Below are 20,463 nucleotides of genomic sequence, written 5' to 3'. Positions count from 1 at the left end.
ACACGCGCGATTCCCAGGCAACCGCCGCCGTTCAACCCGCGGCACTACCCAAGAGTTACGCAGCCCCATGAGCGAAGCAATCAACGTCCTGCCCCCGCGTGAAGTGATGGAATTCGATGTGGTGATCGTCGGTGGCGGCCCCGCTGGCCTGGCCACGGCGATCCGGCTGCGCCAGCGCGCCATCGAGGCCGGCCGCGAGCTGTCGGTCTGCATCCTGGAGAAAGGCTCCGAACCCGGCGCGCACATTCTGTCCGGTGCGGTGATGGACCCGCGCGCGTTGACCGAACTGTTCCCGGACTGGGCCGAGCGCGGCGCACCGCTGAAGCAGAAGGTCACCCGCGACGAGTTCCTGTTCCTCAATGAGACGGGGTCGCGCAGCACGCCCAACGCGCTGCTGCCGGAGTGCTTCCACAACGAAGGCAACTACATCGTCAGCCTGGGCGAAGTGACCCGCTGGCTGGCGCAGCAGGCCGAGGCGCTGGAGGTAGCGATCTTCCCCGGCTTCCCGGCGGCGGAAGTGCTGTACAGCGACGACGGTGCGGTGATCGGCGTGGCCACCGGCGACATGGGCATCGAGAAGAACGGTCAACCCGGCCCCGCGTTCGAGCGCGGCATGGCGCTGCACGCCAAGTACACGATCTTCGCCGAAGGCTCGCGTGGCCACCTCGGCCGCCAGCTGATCGCGCGCTTCCAGCTCGATGCCGGCAAGGATCCGCAGGCCTACGGCATCGGCATCAAGGAACTGTGGCAGATCGATCCGGCCAAGCACGAGCCGGGCCTGGTGGTGCATGCCGCCGGCTGGCCGCTGGACAATGACACCTACGGTGGCGCGTTCCTGTATCACGCCGAGGGCGGCAAGGTCTCGATCGGCTATGTGGTCGGGCTGGACTACAAGAACCCGTGGCTGAGCCCGTTCGAAGAGTTCCAGCGCTTCAAGACCCACCCGGACATCCGCAAGCACCTGGAAGGGGGCAAGCGCATCGGCTACGGCGCGCGCGCGATCACCGCCGGTGGTTTGATGTCGCTGCCCAAGACGGTGTTCCCGGGTGGCGCGCTGGTCGGCTGCGAGGCTGGCTACCTCAACGTCAGCCGGATCAAGGGCAGCCATGCCGCGATCAAGACCGGCATGCTCGCCGCCGATGCCGCCTTCGATGCGCTGGTCGCCGATCGCCAGCACGATGAGCTGAGCGCCTATCCGCAGGCGTTCGAGAGCAGCTGGCTGCATGCCGAGCTGCAGCAGGCCAAGAACTTCAAGCAGTGGTTCAAGAAAGGCCAGACCGTGGCCACGCTGATGACCGGCATCGAGCAGTGGCTGCTGCCCAAGCTGGGCATCCGCAATCCGCCGTGGACGCTGCGCCACAGCACGCCGGACCACGCCTGCCTGGAGCCGGCGTCCAAGCACGCGAAGATCCATTATCCCAAGCCCGATGGCGTGCTCACCTTCGACCGCCTCAGCTCGGTGTTCCTGAGCAGCACCAACCACGCCGAAGACCAGCCAAGTCATCTCACGCTCAAGGACGCCAGCGTGCCGGTACGGATCAACCTGGCCGAGTACGCCGGGCCGGAAGCACGCTACTGCCCGGCCGGCGTGTACGAGTTCGTCGGCAGCGACGGGCACGAGCAGCTGCAGATCAACGCGCAGAACTGCGTGCACTGCAAGACCTGCGACATCAAAGACCCGACCCAGAACATCGTCTGGGTCACCCCGCAGGGTGGCGGCGGCCCGAACTACTCAGGCATGTGATTGCAACGGCCTGCGACCACGCGTCGCAGGCCTCCGGCGCGGCAGTCGGCGCCGCGCTCGCTATCCTGAGCGTCCTGTTGGACGTGACCGCTGCGCCATGGCCCCTGCTTTCCGATCGATAGTGCCGTTACTGGCCTGCCTGCTGCTGGCGGCGTGTTCGCGCGCCCCGCAGACGCCGGAGCAGGCCCATCAGCAGGATCTGCAGCGCGCGTTCGCGATCTGCGCCGGCTGCCACACGGTCAGCCCCGGCGGCGTCCACCGCTTCGGCCCGAACCTGCACGGGGTGATCGGCCGGCGCGCCGGCAGTATCACCGGCTACCCGTACTCCAACGCCATGCGCGAGGCCGGGCTGACCTGGAACGAGCAGACCCTGGATGCGTTCCTGCGCTCGCCGACCCGCGTGGTGCCGGGCACCCGCATGGTCAACACCACCGCCGACCCGGAGCGCCGCCGGCAGGTGATCGAGTACCTGCAGCAGCAGCGCTGACCTCGCCGCCGGTAGAGCACCTCAGGACGCCTGCAACTGCGGCAGGTAGGCACGCAGGCCAGCGGCGAAGTCGGCGATGGCCCCGGCCTGCGGGGCGACCCCGCCCTGCTCCACCTGCTCCAGCAGGGTGCGCGCCCGGGTAGCCAGTGCATCGGCGCCCAGCGTCGCCAGGGCGCCGACCAGACGATGCAGCACATCGATCGTGGCTTGCCGCGCGTCATCGCGTACCGCGGCATCCAGGCGCGCCAGATCCGCTTCCGAGGTGCTGCACAGGCTGTCGATCAGCACGGTGGCGACATGCGCCGATCCGAACCGGCGCACCACCGCTGCACGATCCGGCAGTGCGTCGCCAGCCGCATTGTCGGGATCGGTGGTCAGCACGTGCCCGCGCTGATCGCTGCTCGGCAACCAGCGCAGCAACGCCTGCCGCAGCAGTGCGAGCGGCACCGGCTTGCCCAGCAGATCGTCCATGCCCGCCTCACGGCACCGCTGCAGGTCATCCTCCAGCGCACTGGCGGTCAATGCGAGTACCGGCAACCGTGGCCTGCCGTGGTCGCGCTCCTGCTCGCGGATGCGCCGCGTCATGGCATACCCGTCCATCACCGGCATGCGGCAATCGGTGATGACCAGGTCGAAGTGGGCGCGGGCCAGCAGCGCCAGTGCCTGCTCGCCGTTCTCGGCCAACACGTGTGGCAGGCCCAGCTGCTGCATGCGCCAGCCCATCAGCGCCTGGTTGGTGGGATGGTCTTCCACGATCAGCACGCGCCGCTGCAGCAGCTCGGCCGGCATCGGCAGTGTGTTGGCCTGTTCTTCGGCGGCGCCGGGCAGGTCTTCCGCTGTGACGGCAGGCAGGGTCAACCGCACCTCCACGCGGGTACCTTCGCCCAGCGCGCTGTGCAGCGTCAGCGAGCCGTGCATCAACGCCACCAGCCGCTGGCAGATGCTCAGGCCCAGTCCGGTGCCACCGTACTGGTGGCTGGTGGTGGCCTGGGCCTGCGCGAAGGGCGCGAACAGGCGCTCGCGCTGCTCGGCGGAGATACCGATGCCGGTATCACGCACGGTCAGGCTCAGCGTCTGCGCGCCGTCTGCATCGGTGTCGATCACCGCCAGTGCAACGCTGACCTCACCATGGTGGGTGAACTTGAGCGCGTTGCTGAGCAGATTGAAGGCAATCTGGCGCAGGCGCATGCCATCGGCCAGATGCATCGCCGCCACGTCATCGTCGACCTGCATCCGCAACGCCAGATCCTTGGCCACCGCCTGCGGGGCAAGCAGCTGCTGCACATTGCCGAGCAGTGCGCGCAGTGCCACCGGATGCGGCTGCAGCGCCAACGCACCGGCTTCGATCTTGGAGTAGTCCAGCAGATCGTCCAGAATCTGCCGCAGCATCTGTGCCGAGTCTTCGATCACGCCGATGACGCGGCGCTGCTCGGTATCCAGGGTGGTGTGCGACAACACCTCCACCATGCCGAGCACGCCGGACATCGGCGTGCGGATCTCGTGGCTCATCGTGGCCAGGAACTCGGACTTGGCCGCGGTGGCGCGCTCGGCCGCCGCCTTGGCCAATGCCAGCGCATCGGCCTGTGCACGCGCCTCGGTGACATCGACCCAGTAGCCGCTCCACAGCAGCGCACCGTCTTCAGCATCGTAGGGCAGCGCGCGCGAGCGTACCCAGCGCAGCGTGCCACGTGGCGACGTACGGAACTCCATGTCCAGCGGAGTAAAGTCACGCGCGGCGCGATCCATGGCCTGGCGAACAGCGGCGCGGTCGCGTTCGTCGATCCGGTCCATCAACGCGCTCTCGTCGGCCATCGCATCGGCCGCGCTGAGCCCGAACAGGGCTTCGGTATCGCCAGCGATGTACGGTATCGACAGGCGCCCATCGCGCTCGCGCCGCCCTTGGTAAACGATCGCCGGCAGGTTGTCGGTGACCTCGGCCAGGCGCTGCTCGGCACGTCGGCGCATCGCCACTTCACTGCGCAGCCGCCAGTGGCCCCAGCCATGCACCAGCAGGGCCGTCAGCAGCACCAGCGCCAATGGGACCGCCCAGCGGGCGATCGCGCGCCAATCCAGATCACTGCGGTACTCGGCCGACAGCCAGTCGCTGCGGATCGCTTCGTGCTCACGCGCGCTCATGTTGACCAGCATGCGGTCGAAGGTGGTGGCCAGCGGTGCGTACTGGCGTTTGACCGCCAGCGACAACCGATCACTGAAGCCGGCGGGCGCCGCCACGTGCAGTTGCGCGGGGTAGCGTTCGCGGACGATCCGGTCGACGATCGCCAGATTCCCGATGTAGGCATCGGCATCGCCATGGGCCAGCCGTGCCAGGGCGAGCTCGGCACTGCGCGCCGGTACGATGCGCGCGTTCGGTGCCTGCTGCAGGATGTAGCCGCGCAGTCGCTCCGGGTCGGTGAGCAGGATGCTGCGCCCGTCCAGGTCGCGCACACCCAGCACCGACGCGCTGCCGGCCGCAGTAACGATCACGTTCGGTACGGTGATGAAGGGCTGGCTGAAAACCCAGCCATCGCCGAGGTAGGTCGAATCGTTGGGGATGCCCATGATCACGTCGACGTCGCCGCGGCGCAGTTGTTCGCGCACCTCGAACCAGTCATGCGCCGGCACACCGGTGAGTTGTGCGCCCACGGTGCGCAGCAGGCGCAGGTACTCGGCCGATACGCCGCTGGGCTGGCCGTTGGCGTCGGTGAAGGCCAACGGCGCCGCATTCGGTGCGAACGCCAGGCGCAGCGGCGTGGACAGCACGCGCTTCTCGGCATTGCCCAGGATCATCTGCGATTGCACCGACCATTCCGGTGTCTGCAACCACTGATGCTGCAGCCGGTCGCGATCACCGTCCGCCAGCGCCGCCAGCCCCATGTCCAGTGCTTCGGCCAGCGGCTGCTTGGCGTTGGGCACGCCGAAGTGCAGCCGCTCGGGAGGGAGATCACTGGGTCGCAACAGCGCCACCCCGGTCAAGCGACGCTCGGCGATCAAGGTCGCCGCGACGTAGGCATTGCCGATGTACACATCGGCGTCGCCTCTGGCGACCATCCCCAGTGCTTCCGTCGTGTTGCCCGCGATCACGCGGCGCGCGGCCGGGAAGCGCGCGCGCACTTCCTCACTTGTGACGAACTCGCGCTCGGTGACCACGCGCAGTCCGCGCAGGTCCGGATCGGCCGAGGCGCGGGTATCGCCGGGGCGGCCGACCAGTGCCAGCGGGGCATTCGCATAGGGCCGGGTATAGACCATGCACCGCGTGCGGTCGGCGGTGAGGGTGATGTTCATCACCACGTCGACTTCGCCGCGGCAGGCGGCATCCAGGACATCGCTCCAGTCGCGGTACATCCGCACCTTCACCTGGACGCCCAGTTGCCGCGTGAGCAGGCTCAGGTAGTCGTACCCCAGACCGACCGGCTTGCCATCACGCATGGATTCGAACGGCGGCCAGCCGCTGTCGTACATGCCCAGGATGATGGTAGGGTGCCTGCCAAGCCACTCGCTCTGCCGGGGCGACAAGGTGGGCGGCGGAGCGGCGGATGCCGACACGCTCCATGCCGTTGCGAGCACGAACAGCACCAGCCAGCGGACGACATGGATACGCATGCTGCCTGATCTCCGTAGAATGATATCCCCATCCCGGCACGGCCCGACGGCTGCCTTACAGGCAATACTAGTCCATGACCCTGCGCATTATCATTGCCGATGACCATCCGGTCGTACGGATCGGCACGAAGGCCGTGATCGAATCCAGCGGCATTGGCCAGGTCGTGGCCGAGGCCAGCAGCGTTGCCGAACTGATGGCCGCGCTGTCCGATCACCCCTGCGATGTCCTGGTTACCGATTACTCCATGCCGGGCGGCCAGCAGGCCGACGGCTTTGCGATGATCGCCATGATCCGCCGGCGTTTCCCTGAGCTGCCGGTGCTGATGCTCAGCGTCTCCAACAACCTGGCCATCCTGCGCCTGGTGGTGGCCACCGGCGTGCTGGGCCTGGTCGACAAGACCTCGTCGATGGACGAGTTGCCGCTGGCGATCCAGACCGTGCAGCGCGGCGTGCCCTACGTCAGCCTCACGCTGAAAGAGCGCATTGACGCGATCGGCACGAACAGCGTGGAGGAAGGCGAAGCCAAACCGCTCTCGCCACGCGAACTGGAAGTGCTGCGTCTGCTGGGCAGTGGCATGACGGTCAAGGAGATCGCCCTCCATCTGCACAAGAGCGTGAGTACCATCAGCCGCCAGAAGGGCGACGCGATGCTGAAGCTCGGTCTCAAGGGCGACGCCGAGCTGTTCGATTACCTGCGCGACGGCGAACGCTGATCGCCGCCGTCCTGCGGACGGCACCCCTACACGCTTCGATGCACGCGCGATGCACCGTCATCGCGATGGCGATCCGTCGTGCGTGATGTGTTGCGCGCGTACCTAACAGATCGCACACAAAGAGTTCCCTGTCATGCGGCTGCATTTATGTACTGCTCAGTCTGATATTCAGGGCTAATTCGGGTGACTAACGGATAATTCACACCTGTCGCCAGCAGCGATTTCCCCCTCCACTGCTGGCGGACAAAACCAAAAAATAAAAAGGTGTCCCCGAAAATGAAGACTTCCCTGCTTGCTCTGGGTCTGCTCGCTGCACTGCCGTTCGCTGCGTCGGCAACCGACGGTCTGTCGTACAACTATGTTGAAGGCGGCTACGTGAACACCGATGCCAAGGGCGGCGACGCTGATGGCTGGGCGGTGAAGGGCTCGGTCGCCGTGGCGCCGAACTTCCACATCTTCGGTGACTACAACGCGCAGGAAACCAAGCGCGGCAGCAACGATGTGGACCAGTGGAAGGTCGGTGTCGGCTACAACTACGGCATCGCCCCGACCACCGATCTGGTGGCCCGCGTTGCTTACCAGAAGTTCGATCCGAAGCGCGGCCTGGACTTCAACGGTTACTCGACCGAAGTCGGCGTGCGCAGCGCGTTCACCCCGAACTTCGAAGGCTACGTGATGGCCGGTTACGAGGATTACAGCAAGAAGCACGGCGTCAATCCGGACGGCGAGTTCTACGGCCGTGTCGGCGCCCAGGCCAAGCTCAACCAGAACTGGGGCCTGGCCGGCGAAGTGAAGCTGGCCAAGGGCGGCGACAAGGAATGGTTCGTCGGTCCGCGCTTCACCTGGTAATACGCTTTACGCACTACCGCGGTACGTTGTTGGATGGCGCGGTCTCTCTCCCCTGCGCCATGAAGCCCGGCTCACGCCGGGCTTCACTTATCTGCAGCACCTGGCGACACCCTCGTCGGTACGCCACGAAACAACCCGGCCCTGTGCCGGGTTGTTTCGTTCTGGCGGAGACTGCGCCAAAAAAAAACCCCGGCGCTTGCCGGGGTTTTTCGTGCATCACTTGAACAGCGTGTCCGGATACTCCGGCTTCTGCTCGCGTGCCAACAGCGCACGCAATCCTTCTTCGGGTGTCTGCTCACCGTGCAGGACCGCGCGCACGCGGTCGGAGATGGGCAGGTCGATCCCATGACGGCGCGCCTGGCGCATCACTTCATCGGCGGTCTGCACCGATTCCACCACCTGGCCGATCTCACGGACCGCGTCGGTCAACGTCTGGCCACGGCCCAGGGCCAGGCCCAGGCGCCGGTTGCGCGAAAGATCGCCGGTGCAGGTCAGCACCAGATCACCCAGACCGGCCAACCCCATCAGGGTCTCCGGCTTGGCACCGATCGCCGCGGCCAGCCGCAGCATTTCGTTGAGGCCACGGGTGATCAGCCCGGCACGGGCGTTGAGGCCCAGCTGCATGCCATCGGCAACGCCGGTGGCCACGGCCAGCACGTTCTTCATCGCACCGCCGAGCTCGGCACCGACCATGTCATCGCCGGTGTAGGCGCGGAACGCCGGACCGTGCATCGCATCGGCCACCTGCTGGGCGAAGTCCGGCGCGTCACCGTGCACGGTGATCGCGGTCGGCAGGCCCTGGGTGACTTCCTTGGCGAACGACGGACCGGTCACTACCGCCAGCGGCACGTCCGGCCCGAGGACCTCACGCGCCACTTCGTGCAGGAACCGACCGGAGCCGGGTTCGAAGCCCTTGGTCGCCCACGCCACGCCGGCCTCGGCCGGCCGTAGTGGCGCCAGCGCACGCACGGTTTCACCGAAGGCGTGCGAGGGCACCACCACCAGGATCCAGGCAGCGTCCTTGACGGCAGCGGCCAGATCGGTGGTCGCGCGCAGCGACTCGGGCAGCGGAATGCCCGGCAGATAACGGGTGTTCTCGTGGCGCTGGTCGATGGCCTCGACCATCGCCGCATCGCGCCCCCACAACACGGTCGGATGACCGTGCCGCGCGAGCAGGCTCGCCAGGGCGGTGCCCCACGAGCCGGCGCCGAGAACCGCGATTTTGTCTGCGTGGTTGCTCATCCGTACTGCAGCGCCGATCAGGCGTTGCCGGCCGGCTCGGAATCAGCGAGCGAGGTCTCGCCCTGTTCCTGACGCTGGCGCAGGGTTTCGGCGTACAGGCCTTCGAAGTTGATCGGCTGCAGGAAGAACGGCGGGAAGCCGCCAGCCTGGATCAGTTCGCTCACCAGCGAACGCACGTACGGGAACAGGATGTTCGGGCACTGGGTGCCGAGCAGCACGTCGATCGACTGCGGGTCCAGGCCGACCAGGCCGAACACGCCAGCCTGCTGCACTTCGGCCACGTAGGCGGTCTTCTCGCCGGCCTTGCAGGTCAGGGTCACAGCCAGCACGACTTCGAAGGCGCTCTCGCCCAGACGCTGCACGCGCTGGTTCAGGTTGAGCTGCAGTTCCGGCTGCACGGCGTCATTGAAGACGGCCGGAGCGTTCGGCGATTCGAACGAAACGTCCTTGACGTAGATCTTCTCGACGGTGAACGAGGGACCGGTGGCGGCGTCGACCGGCGCGACCGCGCCGTTGGTGTTCTCTTCGGACATTTCCTGTTGCTCCAAAAATGAATGCTGTAAAAACGGATTGTTACATGCCCTGCGATGGGGGCGCTGTGCGCCCCGCACAAGGCGTGCGCTGCAATCCGAGGCGGATCAGTTGCGGCCCTTGACCAGCGGCAACTCGGCCTGCTGCCACGCCGGGATACCCCCGTCGAGCACGTTGACCTGTGTGAAACCGGCCTTCTTCAGCGCCTTGGCAGCGGTCTCGGAGGCATTGCCGGTACGGCACACCAGAACGACGGGGCTCTGCTGGGCCTTGGCGACCAGCTTGTGCTCCGGACCGAACTGGCTTGGCTGCACGTTGCGGCTGCCGGCGATATGGCCCTTCTCGAAATCGCTGCTCGAGGACAGATCGACCACGATGGCGCCACCGGCATTCATCAGCTGGGTCAGTTCAGCCGGCTTGAGCGACTTGAAGCCGCGGAACAGTCGGCGGACTTCGGTCACGATGATGGCCACGGTCAGGCCGACCAGGGCCATCGACAACATCGGGTTTCGGCCGGCAAAGGCCAGCAACTCTTCGTAATTCACTAAGATCACGGGTCGATAAGCGGGCGCCGATTGTCGCACATGCGGGCGAATCGGCGTCCAGCCCCGTGCGGGCGGGCCTCAGCGGTCCTGCCAGAGGTCCGGCAGCCCGTTGGCCTGGAGCCAGCGCTTGTCCTCGGCGTCCCAGCGCCAGATCTCCCGCACCCGCACCGTCCGCTCTGCCTGGGTGTTGTTGTTGATCACCCGCACCTCGGCCGTGCGCCCCACCCGGCCGTCGGGCATGGGCACGTTGTCGCTGGCGCGATAGCTGGAGATTTTCACCTGCTCAAAGCGGCGCAGCTCCAGGTCGCTCAGCGGGTGAACCTTGGTGTATTCCGGATCCAGGTACGGCAAAGCGTCCTCGACGCTGCCCCAGCGCATCGTGGCGTCGTACTTGATCTGGGTTTCCTCCAGCGCCTTGCGCTGCTTCCTGGTGGTCTTCTGCTCGGCGGCGAGCGCGGTCACGCTGGTCAGCGCGAACAAGGCGATCAGCAGGATCTGGAGCGTACGGCGCATGCGAATTCCCCACTAGGCAAGGCGCCCATCCTACCGCCTGGCGAACGCCACGAAGCGCCCGCTCAGCTCTGCGGCGGCCTTATCGCCCTCGCCCGGCTGGCGGGCGGTGAGGCTGATGCGGGCCTTGCCACGCTGGGCGAAGGTGGCCAGGAAGCTGTCCCAATCGACCTCCGCGTCGGCCTGGGCCTGCGCATCCAGGTCGCCATAAACCGGGGCCAGGTAGCGGATGTGGCTGTCGGCCACGTAGACATCCGCATCGAACCCGGCCAGACGCAGGCGCAGGGTCACCAGCGCCCAACCAGACAGGGTCAGCGCCGAGGCGAGGCTGCCGCCGAACGCATTGCCCTTGTCGTTGACGTTGGCCGCCAGCGGGGCGCGAATATGCAGGACGCCGTCGCGATAGTCGTGGACCCGGATCTGCATGGCCGCCACCGGCGGCATGGTATCCAGGACATGCTGCAGCGCGGACAACTGCGCCGGCAGGGAATCGGTTGCGGACATCTGGCTGATCACGTCACATCGAAGGGCTCGCATAATGCCCGCAATGAACACCGAAACGAAAGTCGCGCCCTGGACCCTGATCTCGCTGCGCCCGCGTGGCCAGCATGCGCCTGTGCGGCGTGCGGCCAAGGGCACCGGCGCCACCGTCATCGCGCTGTCACCGTGGGCGCTGCGGGCGCGCAGGGATGCGGCCACCTGCGCCGACCTCGCCGCTGCGCTGGCGGCCGAGCGGGTCGTCTTCAGCAGCCCGGCCGCCGTCCATGCCGCCGCGCGGTTGGCCCCCCTGGATGCCCCGCACGCCGGCCAGTGGCTGGCGGTCGGCGCAGGGACGGCTGCCGCCCTGGCGCAGCAGGGCGCCCGTGATGTGCTTGCCCCGGGGCGGATGGACAGCGAAGGTCTGCTGGCGCTGCCCGCGCTGGCGGACCTGCGCGGCCTGCGTGCCGGGCTGGTGACGGCACCCGGCGGTCGTGGCGTGATCGCCGACACCCTCCAGCAACGCGGCGCCCAGCTGCTGCGGGCCAACGTGTATGTGCGCCTGCCACTGCCGTTGGCACCGCGCACGCTGCAACGGCTGCGTCAGGCGACGGCGCCTTGGGCGGTGGCACTCAGCAGCGGCGAGGCCTTGTCGCTGCTGTTGGCGCAGCTTCCTGCGGATCTGCAGGCCCGCCTGCGCACCGCGACTGTGGCCGCTGCCAGCGAGCGCCTGGTGGCCCAGGCACTCGCCGCCGGCTTCGCCAACGTGACCTTGGCTGCGGGTCCACTGCCGGCTCAACTGGTGCGTGCTGCACACGCCGCGCTCATGCACCCCGCATCTTCCTGAACAGGGAAGGCCTGCGGCCTTGCAGGGGGCTCGGGCGGCAGGCGATGCTGTGCGCCACGTCGCTCGCCAGCCAAGCGGACTGCCCGGCGCGCGCGACAAGGATGCCTGTATGAACGACGCTGATTCACCCCCCTCTTCGAGCCGCCCCCTGCGCTGGATCGTGCCGATCGCGGCGCTGGCCGTGTTGGTCGGGGCCGGTGCCTGGGGCTGGATGCAATGGCAATCGCGACAGGCGCAGGAGCAGCTGCGCGCCGAGAATGCCCAACTCCAGATGCAGGGCCTGCTGGACAGCGTTGAAGCGCTGCGCCGCGACCAGCGCTCCACCTCCCAGCGCGTGCAGGACGCCGCCGCGACCAACCGCGTGCTGCGCGATGAAATGCTGGGCCTGAGTCAACGCAATGCGCTGCTGGAAGAGAATCTGGCCAAGTTGGCAGACAGCACCCGCCATGGCGCGCAGGCGCTGCAGTTGGAAGAGGCCGAGCTGCTGCTGAGCCAGGCCGGGCAGCGGCTGGCCTATGCCGATGACGTGGAAGGAGCCAAGCGCTTGTACGCGTTGGCGGCGACCTCGCTGGACGACGTGCAGGGTAGTGAGTATCTGAACCTGCGGCAGGCGCTGATGCAGGAGCGCAACGCCGTGGATGCGCTCGGCCCGGGCGCACGCGCCCAGGCACAGGCTGCGCTGGCACAGTTCGCCGCGGCGTTGACCGGGCTGCCCGAGCAGATCGACGCACCGGTCGACGCGACGGCGGTGACGCCGTGGTGGCACCAGGTACTGGCCCCGTTCGTGACTATCACCCCCACCCGCCTGCAGGGCCCCTTGACCGAGGCCGAGCGTGTGGCTGCGTGGGATTCGCTGCAGCTGGAGCTGACCCTGGCGCGCGCCGCCGTGGAACGCGGCGACCAGGCCGGCTACGCCCAGGCGCTGGATCGGGTGGCGCTGTGGCTGCCGCGGCTGTGGCCGGATTCACCTGCTCTGCGCGAGCGTCGTGCTGAACTGCACCGACTACGCGCCCGTGAGCTGCGTCCATCGTTGCCCGAACTGGGCAGCACCCTGCAGCAACTGCGCACGATGCGTACTGGGAGTTAATCGATGAAGCCGTTTCAATCTCTAGTGGTTCTGCTGCTGGCCGTGGCCCTGGGCGTAATCGCCTCGCAATGGCTCGGCACCGAACAGCTGCGCCAGTTTGGTGAAGTGATCTATCGCTATGGTGGCACCGACTACCGCTCCACCGTGCCCCAGGTCGCGCTGATGGCGCTGGTCGGGCTGCTGGTGCTGTGGCTGCTGTGGAGCCTGTTGGCCTCGCCATTCCGTGCGTGGGGCCGCTATCGCCGCAAGCAGGGCCGCGCGCGCCTCACCGAAGGCCTGCAGGCCCATGAACACGGCCACTGGCAGCGTGCGGAAAAGCTGCTGACCAGCGCCGCTGAAGACAAGGAAGTGAGTGCGGTTGCCATGGTGACCGCGGTGCGCAGTGCGCAGGCGCGTGACGACGATGCAGCGGTCAATCAGTACCTGCAGCGCCTGGCCACCGAAGATGCCACCAGCCATGCCCTGCTGCTGGCCGAGCGTCTGCTGGCACAGGAACGTCCGGTCGATGCGATCAATGTGCTGGACGTTGCCGCGATCCAGCCACTGCCGCCGCGCGGCCTGTGGCTGCGTACCGAAGCGCTGGCCCGTGCCGATCGCGCGCATGAGGCCTATGGCCAGCTGGGCGCGCTGCGCAAGCAGAAGGTTCTGCCGGATGCCGCCGTGGCCGAGCTGGAAATCCGCCTGGCCGCGCAGTCGCTGCTGGAGGCGGCCGACGTCAATGCACTGGCGGCCCAGTGGGAAGCCACCCCGAAGGCCCTGCGCAGCGATCCGGATGTTGTCTCCGCCTATGCACTTCGTGCGGTTGCACTGGACTGGGACGAACCGGCCCTGCTCAACCTCGAGCAGGCACTGGACACGCGTTGGGACGAATCGGTGGTGACGCTCTACGGCCAGATGCCGGTCGAAAAGCTGGCCACGCGCCAAGCCAACCTGCAGCGCTGGTTGACCACGCAGCCTTCCAGCCCTGCATTGCTGCTGGCGCTGGGTCGCATTGCCGCGCGTCAGCGCCAGCACACCCTGGCCGAGGACTATCTGCACCGCGCGATTGCGGCCGGCGCCGGCCCGGCCGCGTGGGAAGCCTTGGGCGAGGTGTTCCTGGATAGCGGCGAGACCGCACTGGCCTCGCAGTGCTTCGCCAATGCCCTGCGCCAGCAGCGTGGCGATGACAGCGTGGCGCTGGCCCGTGCATCGGCCACCACTCCGCTGGATCCGATCGTGCCCGAGCGCGCCACCGTCGAAGAGCAATCGCTGATGGGCGAACCGGCCCCGGTGCAGGATCGCCTGCATGTGGAACAGGGTCGCCTGCACGTCGAAGAAGACCGCCTGCACGTGGAACGCGACGAGTTCTGTAATCCGCCCGTGCCGTATTGGGCTGCGGGGCACCCGGTAGTGCCGGCCGCTGGCCGGCATTGCGGAGTCCCGGAGAGGGTTTGAGGAGCCGGCCAGCGGCCGGCACTACCAGAGCGGGATGGTGTACACCTCCGCCACATGCAAAAAAAGAAGGCCGCCCTTGGGCGGCCTTCTTCGTTAAATGCAGCGCAGGGGCGATCAGCGCTCTACGATCGCCACCACGCCCATGCCGCCGGCGGTGCAGATCGAGACCAGCGCGCGGCCACCGCCGCGTTCGGCCAGCTGCTTGGCCGCCGTGGCGATCACGCGGGCGCCGGTGGCGGCGAACGGATGGCCGGTGGCCAGCGAGGAACCCAGCGGATTGATCTTGGCCGGGTCGATCTTGCCCAGCGGCGCATCCAGGCCGAGGCGGTTGCGGCAGTAATCTTCACTTTCCCACGCGCGCAGCGTGCACAGCACCTGGGCGGCGAAGGCTTCATGGATCTCGTAGATGTCGAAATCCTGCAGGGTCAGGCCGTTGCGCTTGAGCATCTCCGGCACGGCGATGGTCGGTGCCATCAGCAGGCCTTCGCCGTGCACGAAATCAACGGCCGCCACCTGCGAATCACGCAGGTACGACAGCGGCTCGTGGCCGTGCGCGCGCGCCCATTCTTCGCTGGCCAGCAGCACCGCCGAAGCACCATCGGTGAGCGGGGTGGAGTTGGCAGCGGTGAGCGTGCCGCGGCCGGAGACCTTGTCGAACGCCGGCTTCAGCGTGGCCAGCTTTTCCAGCGAGGTATCGGCGCGCAGGATGTTGTCGCGCTCCACGCCACGGAACGGCGCGATCAGATCGGTGAAGAAGCCGCGCTCATAGGCGGCGGCCAGCTTCTTGTGCGAGGACACTGCCCACTCGTCCTGCGAGTCGCGGGAGATGTTCCACTCCTTGGCCATGTCTTCGCAGTGGTCGCCCATGCTCTTGCCGGTGCGCGGCTCGGCCACGCCGGGGAACTCCGGCTTGAGTTCGCTCAGCTTGAAGCCGCGGGTCAGTGCCTTGAGCTTGTCGCCGGTGCTCTTGGCCCGGTTGGCCGCGAGCAGGCGTGCACGCAGCTTCTTGCCGTACACGATCGGCACATCGGAGGTGGTATCCGAGCCGCCGCCGATGCCCGAGTCGATCTGGCCCAGCGCGATCTTGTTGGCCACCGCGATGATCGTGTCCAGCGAGGTGCCGCAGGCGCGCTGCATCGTGATGCCCGGGGTCAGCGGGGACAGGCCCGAGGACAGCGTGGCTTCGCGGCCGAGGTTCCAGTCGCTGGAGTGCTTGATCACCGCGCCCATCGCCACTTCGCCCAACTGCTGGCCGTGCAGGCCGAAGCGTTCGACCAGCGCACCGAGTGTGCGCACCGACATACCGAGGTTGCCGACGTCCGAATAAGCCGTGTTCTGGCGACAGAACGGAATGCGGACGCCGCCGAGGATGGCGACGGGACGGGCGTTGGGCATGGAGATACCTGGCATGGGAGGGGTGTCTGCAACATGGCCTGCACGAAGGAGCAGGCATAATGGTCCCAAGTGTAGCTGCCGCCCTGTGATGGGCCAACCGTGAAACCATGAGCAAACCCGACCACGGCATGAATGCCATTGGCGTACTGGCATTGGAACTGGCCGGCGGCGACGCCCCGCGCCATGCCGCGCTGTCCTATGAACAGGCTGGTGAACTGGCCGAACGCGTTGGGCGCGATCTGGCCAAGCTGGTGCCCGGCGTCAGCGGGCTGGACTTCGTGTTCGCCGGCGCCCATTTCGATCCGGCCGAGATCCTGCGCCCGGGCTGGCCGGTGCACCGGCGCCTGGAAGAACTGCAGATGCGCGCCCCGGGCCGCAACCAGGGCCCGCGCGTGCTGGCCTTTGGTGCCGGCGCCGACGGCGATGTCCCGCTGCCGTTCCAGGCCGATGCCAGCCTGACCGGCGGCGGCCTGCGGGTCGTCCCGTTCCTGCTGACCGGCACCGAAGTCGTCCAGACCCAGGCCGTGGCCGAAGCACTGGAAGAGGTGCTGCTGGCCCAGGGCATGGCGCAGGCCGATACCGCGCTGCAGGCGCAGAACGCCTTCGGCGCGCAGATCGAGCACGCCCGCTATTTCACGGTGAATGACCTCGCCGCGATGATGTCGATGCAGTACGACAACCAGGGCCTGGCGATTCTGTGGCCGCTGATCGAAACCGCGCTGATGGCACCGCACGTGGAAGAGTGGCTGGATGCCGCGCCGGAGCCGCTGCTTCGATACGCTGATGGCGAAGTGCGTATGGCGCTGTTCGACCCCGCCGGCTGGTGTGCGTACTACAACCACGGCACCGGCGACTGCGATCGCCTGCAGGGCATCTACGATCAGTACCTGATCCGCCAGCGGCAGATGGCCGCGGTGCTCGAAGCGCACGGCCTGCCGGTGCTGTTCGTGCACTGCGAGGCCGGACAGGACGCGCGCGAACTGCTGGCGCGTTAAGAGGGACGGAGGTAGTTAAGCCGCAGGCTTAACTACCTCCGTCCCCGTTATTCAAAAAAAAACGCCGGCGAATGCCGGCGTTTTTCGTCACACACGGCCTGGATTACGGGGCCGCTTTGATCACCGCGCACGCCAGGCGTGCACCGGCATTGCCGGTCGGCTGGGTCTTGTAGTCATCCGCGTCGGCATGGACGATCAGGCCGCGGCCGATGATGTCGAAGCCATCGCCCTTGCCGATGTTGACGTTGGTCGAGACCGGGGCGTCGACCACGGCGTTGCCCTGGGCATCAGCCTTGATGTTGGGCATGTCGCCGCCGTGATGCGGTTCGCTGGCCACGTTGCCGTGGTCCTGCTGGCCCGGATTGAAGTGGCCGCCAGCGCTGGCGCCGTCCGGCGCACTGCAGTCGCCCTTCTCATGAATGTGGAAGCCGTGCTCGCTGTTCGGCTTGAGGCCGCTGACCTGGCCTTTTACGTGGACCTTGCCGTCAACGACGCTGAAGGTCACGTTGCCCTTGACGTCGTTGCCCTGGGTGGCAGCGAGATCGGCAATGGCAGTGTGGTTGGCATGGGCTTCGCTGGTCATTGCCGGCGGAGCCTCAGGGGTCGTTTCAGCCGTCGGCTGGGACGCCGTGGCTTCGGCAGCCGGAGTGGCTTCCGGGGTGGTGTCGGCCGGCTTGTTGCAGGCGGTCAGGCCGAGCGCGGCGATGGCAGCGAACAGCGTGGTGTGGATCAGGCGCATGTGGATCTCCTTGCGGGTAGCGTTGGAAGAAACGACGTCGAAGGACTGCGCGATCAGCGCACGACCCGGATGACGCCGCAGGCAATTCGGGCGCCGGCGTTGCCGGCCGGCTGGCTGCGGTAATCGTCGGCGTTGGCGTGCACGATCAGGGCACGTCCGGCGATATCGGTGGCTGCGCCGCCGCCAAGGGTAACCGCTGGCAGGCGGATGTCGACGTTGACGCGGCCCTGCGCATCGGCGCGCAGGTTGTCCATGTCACCGACGTGATGCGTACCGGCACTGTTGCGGCCATGCGGCTGGCCGGCAGGATTGAAATGCGCACCGGCGCTGCTGGCATCGACCGCACTGCAGTCGCCGCGCTCATGCACATGGAACCCGGCCACCTGCAGCGGCTGCAGGCCACCGATGACACCGGTGATGTGCACGCCACGGGCGTCCGGCACCAGCGCCAGGCGTCCACTGACCAGACTGGCCGAGGCCGGCGACAGATTGGATTCGGCCATCTGCGCGGTGCTGACCACCGGTACGACGGGGGCGACGGGGCGCGGCGGCGGTGTGGTGCCGCAGGCGGCCAGACCGACCGCGATCACCGCAGCGAGGACGACTTGGGAACTGCGCATGGGAAGACTCCTTGGTTGCAAACTAACCGTGTGCTCGTCCACGGGCCATGAAAGCGGCCCGGACATCGCGCACACGCGGTGTGGACATGCGGTTCATCCGCCGCGACGGCGGCCGGCGCCGAGCTTGCGGGTGAGGGTGTTGCGGCCCATGCCCAGCCGCGCGGCGGCCTCGGCACGGCGGCCATGGGTGATCTGCAGGGCCGCTTCGAGCAGCGCCTGGTCGACCCGGTCGCGCACCTGCGCGTGCAGACCTTCAGCCCCTTCGGCCAGACGCTGGCGCGCCCATGCCGAAAGCAGCGTTTCCCACTGCCCCGGATCGCCGGCACTGCGCGAGCGCGCTGCGCCGGCACCGCGGTGCAGTGCGCTGTCCACATCGGCCACGCCGATGCTGTCGGCCGCGGCCAGCGCCGCCATGCGCCAGCACACGTTCTCCAGCTCACGTACGTTGCCGGGCCAATCGTGTTCGCGCAGCGCCTGCAGTGCTGCTGCGGTCAGCCGCTTGGGCGGTGTATCGAGTTTATGCGCGGCCGCAACAAGGAAGGTTTCGGCCAGCTGCGCGACATCATCACGACGCTCACGCAGCGGTGGCAGGCGCAGCCGCACGACATCCAACCTATGCAGCAGATCGGCGCGGAAGCGCCCCTGCGCGACCAGCGTTTCCAGATCCTGATGGGTCGCAGCGATCACACGCACATCAACGCGGATCAGCTCACGCCCGCCCACGCGGAAGAACTCACCCTCGGCCAGCACGCGCAGCAGGCGCGTCTGCAACGGCAACGGCATGTCGCCGATTTCATCGAGGAACAAGGTGCCGCCGTTGGCCTGCTCGAAGCGGCCGATGTGGCGACGCTGCGCGCCGGTGAACGCGCCCGCCTCGTGGCCGAACAACTCGCTTTCCAGCAGTTCGGACGGAATGGCCGCGGTATTGAGGGCGACGAACGGCCCCTGCACGCGCGGCGACTCGTGGTGCAGCGCATGCGCGACCAGCTCCTTGCCGGTGCCGGTCTCGCCATTGATCAGCACCGACAGCGGCGCCTGCGCCAAGCGGCCGATCGCGCGGAACAGCGCGCGCATCGCCGGGGTATCGCCGACCAGCTGCGGACGCTGATCGGGCGGGGTCGTGCTGGCGGTCTCGCTCGGCTCGGCCAGGGTGACATCCGGCGCCGGCAGCACGCGCTGCGCCAGCGCGACCGCATCATCCAGATCGAACGGCTTGGACAGGAACTCCTGTGCACCGCCGCGGAAGGCACCGGCCGTGCTCGCCACATCGGTATAGGCCGACATCACGATCACCGGCAGCTGCGGATGCGCCGCCTTGAGCTTGTCCAGCAACACCAGCCCATCATCGCCGGGCATCCGGACATCGGTGAACAGCAGGTCCGGGGGCGCCTGCTCGGCCAGCATCGCCAACGCGGCAGCCGCACCGTCGAAGCCTTCGACGCGGTAGCCGGCCTCGCGCAGCGCGGTGCACAGCACGAAGCGCACCGCGCGGTCATCGTCGACCACCCAGACGCGCTGGGCGGTGGTGTCGACCTGGTCAGCCATGGGCGGCAGTGTCCTCGGCGGGGGTGCCCTGCCCGATCGGCAGCAGCACGGTGAATACGGTATGGCCCGGGCGCGAGCGGTAGGTCAGGGTGCCGCGGTGCTCGCGTGCGACCTGCTGGGCCAGCGCCAGGCCCAGCCCGGTGCCCTCGGCGCGCCCACTGACCAGCGGCAGGAACAGATGCTCTGCCAGGTCTTCGGGCACGCCACGGCCGTCATCGGCGATTTCCAGCCGCAGCGCCAGCGGATGCAGTTGATCGGTGATGCGCACGCCGTGCTCCACGCGCGTGCGCAGGGTGACGGTGCCCGCACCGGCCTGGATCGCATTGCGGACCAGGTTCCACACCGCCTGGGTGAGCCGGTCCGCATCGCCATCGAACTCGGGAATGCTGGGGTCGTAATCGCGCTGGATCCGGACCGCCCAGCCGCCTTCGCTCTCGGCCAGGCGCAGGACACGCTCCAATGAGGCGTGGATGTTGAGCGACGCATGCGGCGCGGCCGGTGCGGGCGACAGCAGCTGCTCGAGCAGACCGTTGAGGCGTTCGATTTCCGAGCCGATCAGCTCGATCAGCTCACGCTCGTCCGGATCGCGCTGTGCGTTGCGGCGTGCCAACAGCTGGGCCGCGCCCTTCAATCCCGCCAGCGGGTTGCGCAGCTCATGCGCCAGGCCCTTGAGCGCGGCACTGAGCGCGCTGGGCAGCGCCTGGGTGGGGTCCAGCCCCGGGAATTCATCGACCGGATGCGCCTCCAGCAGCCAGCCGCCCTCGTCCCAGCGGCTCAGCCAACCCTCGGCAAAACGCGGGGCATCGCCCGGTAGCGCCAAGGCCAGCCGGTGCAGGCGCAGCGTGTCGCGCTCATCTCTGGCCAGGAAGTGGGCCAAGGCGTCGCCCTGGGCCTCCAGCGACGCCAGCGGCTGGCCCAGCAGGCGGCGCACGCTCACGCCCAGCCAGCGGGCGAAGGCCGGATTGCAGCCCACCACACGGCCGCTGGCGTCGGCCCAGGCGACCGGAGTGCCGAGGGCGTCGAGGGCGGGGGGCAGGAGTGCGGTGGTCATTGCACCAATGTAGTGCAAAACGGCAGGCGTGTTGATCTTGTGCTGCGCGCAG

Annotated in this window: 19 protein-coding genes; 8 read left to right on the top strand and 11 right to left on the bottom strand. The window is 67.8% G+C overall.

Annotation, left to right across the window (positions count from 1 at the left end; all coding sequences use genetic code 11):
- Positions 1–67: 67 nt before the first annotated feature.
- Entirely contained in the window at positions 68–1,744 is a 1,677-nt protein-coding gene (locus AC13F7_RS14145; protein WP_483001500.1) for an electron transfer flavoprotein-ubiquinone oxidoreductase, read from the top strand.
- Positions 1,745–1,841: 97 nt separating this feature from the next.
- Entirely contained in the window at positions 1,842–2,231 is a 390-nt protein-coding gene (locus tag AC13F7_RS14140) for a c-type cytochrome (RefSeq protein WP_481467825.1), read from the top strand.
- A 21-nt stretch (positions 2,232–2,252) separates the two neighbouring features.
- On the opposite strand, the gene AC13F7_RS14135 is transcribed toward AC13F7_RS14140, so the two are convergent.
- The gene (locus tag AC13F7_RS14135) at positions 2,253–5,831 is read right to left on the bottom strand and encodes an ATP-binding protein (protein WP_483001496.1); all 3,579 of its coding nucleotides are present in this window, start codon (positions 5,829–5,831) and stop codon (positions 2,253–2,255) included.
- A gap of 74 nt (positions 5,832–5,905) precedes the next feature.
- Here AC13F7_RS14135 and AC13F7_RS14130 point away from each other — a divergent pair, with 74 nt between their 5' ends.
- Both AC13F7_RS14130 and AC13F7_RS14125 read left to right on the top strand, forming a co-directional pair.
- A complete protein-coding gene (locus tag AC13F7_RS14130; RefSeq protein WP_481467823.1) occupies positions 5,906–6,544 on the top strand; it encodes a response regulator in 639 nt (212 codons plus the stop codon).
- 276 nt (positions 6,545–6,820) lie between these two features.
- Positions 6,821–7,393: an OmpO family porin gene (locus AC13F7_RS14125; RefSeq protein WP_483001491.1), complete on the top strand. Its 573-nt coding sequence runs from the start codon at positions 6,821–6,823 to the stop codon at positions 7,391–7,393.
- Between the two features lie 216 nt (positions 7,394–7,609).
- On the opposite strand, the gene AC13F7_RS14120 is transcribed toward AC13F7_RS14125, so the two are convergent.
- The 5 genes from AC13F7_RS14120 to AC13F7_RS14100 all read right to left on the bottom strand — a co-directional run bounded on the left by AC13F7_RS14120 (position 7,610) and on the right by AC13F7_RS14100 (position 10,725).
- On the bottom strand, positions 7,610–8,635 hold the full coding sequence (locus tag AC13F7_RS14120; protein ID WP_123731059.1) for an NAD(P)H-dependent glycerol-3-phosphate dehydrogenase: 1,026 nt from the start codon (positions 8,633–8,635) through the stop codon (positions 7,610–7,612).
- 17 nt (positions 8,636–8,652) lie between these two features.
- Positions 8,653–9,168, bottom strand: a complete 516-nt coding sequence (gene secB / locus AC13F7_RS14115) for a protein-export chaperone SecB (protein WP_019184891.1) — start codon at positions 9,166–9,168, stop codon at positions 8,653–8,655.
- A 105-nt stretch (positions 9,169–9,273) separates the two neighbouring features.
- Positions 9,274–9,711, bottom strand: a complete 438-nt coding sequence (locus AC13F7_RS14110) for a rhodanese-like domain-containing protein (protein ID WP_088434820.1) — start codon at positions 9,709–9,711, stop codon at positions 9,274–9,276.
- A gap of 78 nt (positions 9,712–9,789) precedes the next feature.
- The gene (locus AC13F7_RS14105; protein WP_483001484.1) at positions 9,790–10,224 is read right to left on the bottom strand and encodes a hypothetical protein; all 435 of its coding nucleotides are present in this window, start codon (positions 10,222–10,224) and stop codon (positions 9,790–9,792) included.
- Positions 10,225–10,254: 30 nt separating this feature from the next.
- A complete protein-coding gene (locus AC13F7_RS14100; RefSeq protein ID WP_123731206.1) occupies positions 10,255–10,725 on the bottom strand; it encodes a YiiD C-terminal domain-containing protein in 471 nt (156 codons plus the stop codon).
- Between the two features lie 43 nt (positions 10,726–10,768).
- Between AC13F7_RS14100 and AC13F7_RS14095 the strand changes: the two genes are divergently transcribed.
- The 3 genes from AC13F7_RS14095 (at position 10,769) to AC13F7_RS14085 (ending at position 14,066) form a co-directional block, all read left to right on the top strand.
- Positions 10,769–11,545 (top strand): uroporphyrinogen-III synthase, encoded by a 777-nt coding sequence (locus AC13F7_RS14095; RefSeq protein WP_483001481.1) that lies wholly within the window; start codon positions 10,769–10,771, stop codon positions 11,543–11,545.
- A gap of 109 nt (positions 11,546–11,654) precedes the next feature.
- Complete coding sequence (locus AC13F7_RS14090; RefSeq protein WP_483001478.1) at positions 11,655–12,632, top strand: uroporphyrinogen-III C-methyltransferase; 978 nt, start codon at positions 11,655–11,657, stop codon at positions 12,630–12,632.
- A gap of 3 nt (positions 12,633–12,635) precedes the next feature.
- Positions 12,636–14,066, top strand: a complete 1,431-nt coding sequence (locus AC13F7_RS14085) for a heme biosynthesis HemY N-terminal domain-containing protein (RefSeq protein WP_483001475.1) — start codon at positions 12,636–12,638, stop codon at positions 14,064–14,066.
- 114 nt (positions 14,067–14,180) lie between these two features.
- On the opposite strand, the gene AC13F7_RS14080 is transcribed toward AC13F7_RS14085, so the two are convergent.
- Complete coding sequence (locus tag AC13F7_RS14080) at positions 14,181–15,476, bottom strand: acetyl-CoA C-acetyltransferase (RefSeq protein ID WP_483001472.1); 1,296 nt, start codon at positions 15,474–15,476, stop codon at positions 14,181–14,183.
- Between the two features lie 92 nt (positions 15,477–15,568).
- Here AC13F7_RS14080 and AC13F7_RS14075 point away from each other — a divergent pair, with 92 nt between their 5' ends.
- On the top strand, positions 15,569–16,456 hold the full coding sequence (locus AC13F7_RS14075; RefSeq protein ID WP_483001469.1) for a hypothetical protein: 888 nt from the start codon (positions 15,569–15,571) through the stop codon (positions 16,454–16,456).
- A 103-nt stretch (positions 16,457–16,559) separates the two neighbouring features.
- Here AC13F7_RS14075 and AC13F7_RS14070 read toward each other — a convergent pair whose 3' ends face one another.
- The 4 genes from AC13F7_RS14070 to AC13F7_RS14055 all read right to left on the bottom strand — a co-directional run bounded on the left by AC13F7_RS14070 (position 16,560) and on the right by AC13F7_RS14055 (position 20,411).
- On the bottom strand, positions 16,560–17,195 hold the full coding sequence (locus AC13F7_RS14070; protein ID WP_123731051.1) for a superoxide dismutase family protein: 636 nt from the start codon (positions 17,193–17,195) through the stop codon (positions 16,560–16,562).
- Between the two features lie 53 nt (positions 17,196–17,248).
- On the bottom strand, positions 17,249–17,815 hold the full coding sequence (locus AC13F7_RS14065; protein WP_265309925.1) for a superoxide dismutase family protein: 567 nt from the start codon (positions 17,813–17,815) through the stop codon (positions 17,249–17,251).
- Between the two features lie 93 nt (positions 17,816–17,908).
- The gene (ntrC, locus tag AC13F7_RS14060; RefSeq protein WP_483001461.1) at positions 17,909–19,360 is read right to left on the bottom strand and encodes a nitrogen regulation protein NR(I); all 1,452 of its coding nucleotides are present in this window, start codon (positions 19,358–19,360) and stop codon (positions 17,909–17,911) included.
- Complete coding sequence (locus tag AC13F7_RS14055) at positions 19,353–20,411, bottom strand: two-component system sensor histidine kinase NtrB (protein ID WP_483001458.1); 1,059 nt, start codon at positions 20,409–20,411, stop codon at positions 19,353–19,355. The genes ntrC and AC13F7_RS14055 overlap by 8 nt, the downstream gene beginning before the upstream one ends.
- Positions 20,412–20,463 lie beyond the last annotated feature (52 nt).

This window comes from Stenotrophomonas sp. K-6 (genome assembly GCF_056861555.1).
Note: the sequence above shows the minus strand (reverse complement) of the source record. Positions and strands in the feature narration are given on the sequence as shown.

What these genes read in the sequence shown, in the direction of transcription:
- AC13F7_RS14145 (WP_483001500.1), top strand. Translation starts at nt 68, where the DNA reads ATGAGCGAAGCAATCAACGTCCTGCCCCCGCGTGAAGTGATGGAATTC.
- AC13F7_RS14140 (WP_481467825.1), top strand. Translation starts at nt 1,842, where the DNA reads ATGGCCCCTGCTTTCCGATCGATAGTGCCGTTACTGGCCTGCCTGCTG.
- AC13F7_RS14135 (WP_483001496.1), bottom strand. Translation starts at nt 5,831, where the DNA reads ATGCGTATCCATGTCGTCCGCTGGCTGGTGCTGTTCGTGCTCGCAACG.
- AC13F7_RS14130 (WP_481467823.1), top strand. Translation starts at nt 5,906, where the DNA reads ATGACCCTGCGCATTATCATTGCCGATGACCATCCGGTCGTACGGATC.
- AC13F7_RS14125 (WP_483001491.1), top strand. Translation starts at nt 6,821, where the DNA reads ATGAAGACTTCCCTGCTTGCTCTGGGTCTGCTCGCTGCACTGCCGTTC.
- AC13F7_RS14120 (WP_123731059.1), bottom strand. Translation starts at nt 8,635, where the DNA reads ATGAGCAACCACGCAGACAAAATCGCGGTTCTCGGCGCCGGCTCGTGG.
- secB (WP_019184891.1), bottom strand. Translation starts at nt 9,168, where the DNA reads ATGTCCGAAGAGAACACCAACGGCGCGGTCGCGCCGGTCGACGCCGCC.
- AC13F7_RS14105 (WP_483001484.1), bottom strand. Translation starts at nt 10,224, where the DNA reads ATGCGCCGTACGCTCCAGATCCTGCTGATCGCCTTGTTCGCGCTGACC.
- AC13F7_RS14100 (WP_123731206.1), bottom strand. Translation starts at nt 10,725, where the DNA reads ATGTCCGCAACCGATTCCCTGCCGGCGCAGTTGTCCGCGCTGCAGCAT.
- AC13F7_RS14095 (WP_483001481.1), top strand. Translation starts at nt 10,769, where the DNA reads ATGAACACCGAAACGAAAGTCGCGCCCTGGACCCTGATCTCGCTGCGC.
- AC13F7_RS14090 (WP_483001478.1), top strand. Translation starts at nt 11,655, where the DNA reads ATGAACGACGCTGATTCACCCCCCTCTTCGAGCCGCCCCCTGCGCTGG.
- AC13F7_RS14085 (WP_483001475.1), top strand. Translation starts at nt 12,636, where the DNA reads ATGAAGCCGTTTCAATCTCTAGTGGTTCTGCTGCTGGCCGTGGCCCTG.
- AC13F7_RS14080 (WP_483001472.1), bottom strand. Translation starts at nt 15,476, where the DNA reads ATGCCAGGTATCTCCATGCCCAACGCCCGTCCCGTCGCCATCCTCGGC.
- AC13F7_RS14075 (WP_483001469.1), top strand. Translation starts at nt 15,569, where the DNA reads ATGAGCAAACCCGACCACGGCATGAATGCCATTGGCGTACTGGCATTG.
- AC13F7_RS14070 (WP_123731051.1), bottom strand. Translation starts at nt 17,195, where the DNA reads ATGCGCCTGATCCACACCACGCTGTTCGCTGCCATCGCCGCGCTCGGC.
- AC13F7_RS14065 (WP_265309925.1), bottom strand. Translation starts at nt 17,815, where the DNA reads ATGCGCAGTTCCCAAGTCGTCCTCGCTGCGGTGATCGCGGTCGGTCTG.
- ntrC (WP_483001461.1), bottom strand. Translation starts at nt 19,360, where the DNA reads ATGGCTGACCAGGTCGACACCACCGCCCAGCGCGTCTGGGTGGTCGAC.
- AC13F7_RS14055 (WP_483001458.1), bottom strand. Translation starts at nt 20,411, where the DNA reads ATGACCACCGCACTCCTGCCCCCCGCCCTCGACGCCCTCGGCACTCCG.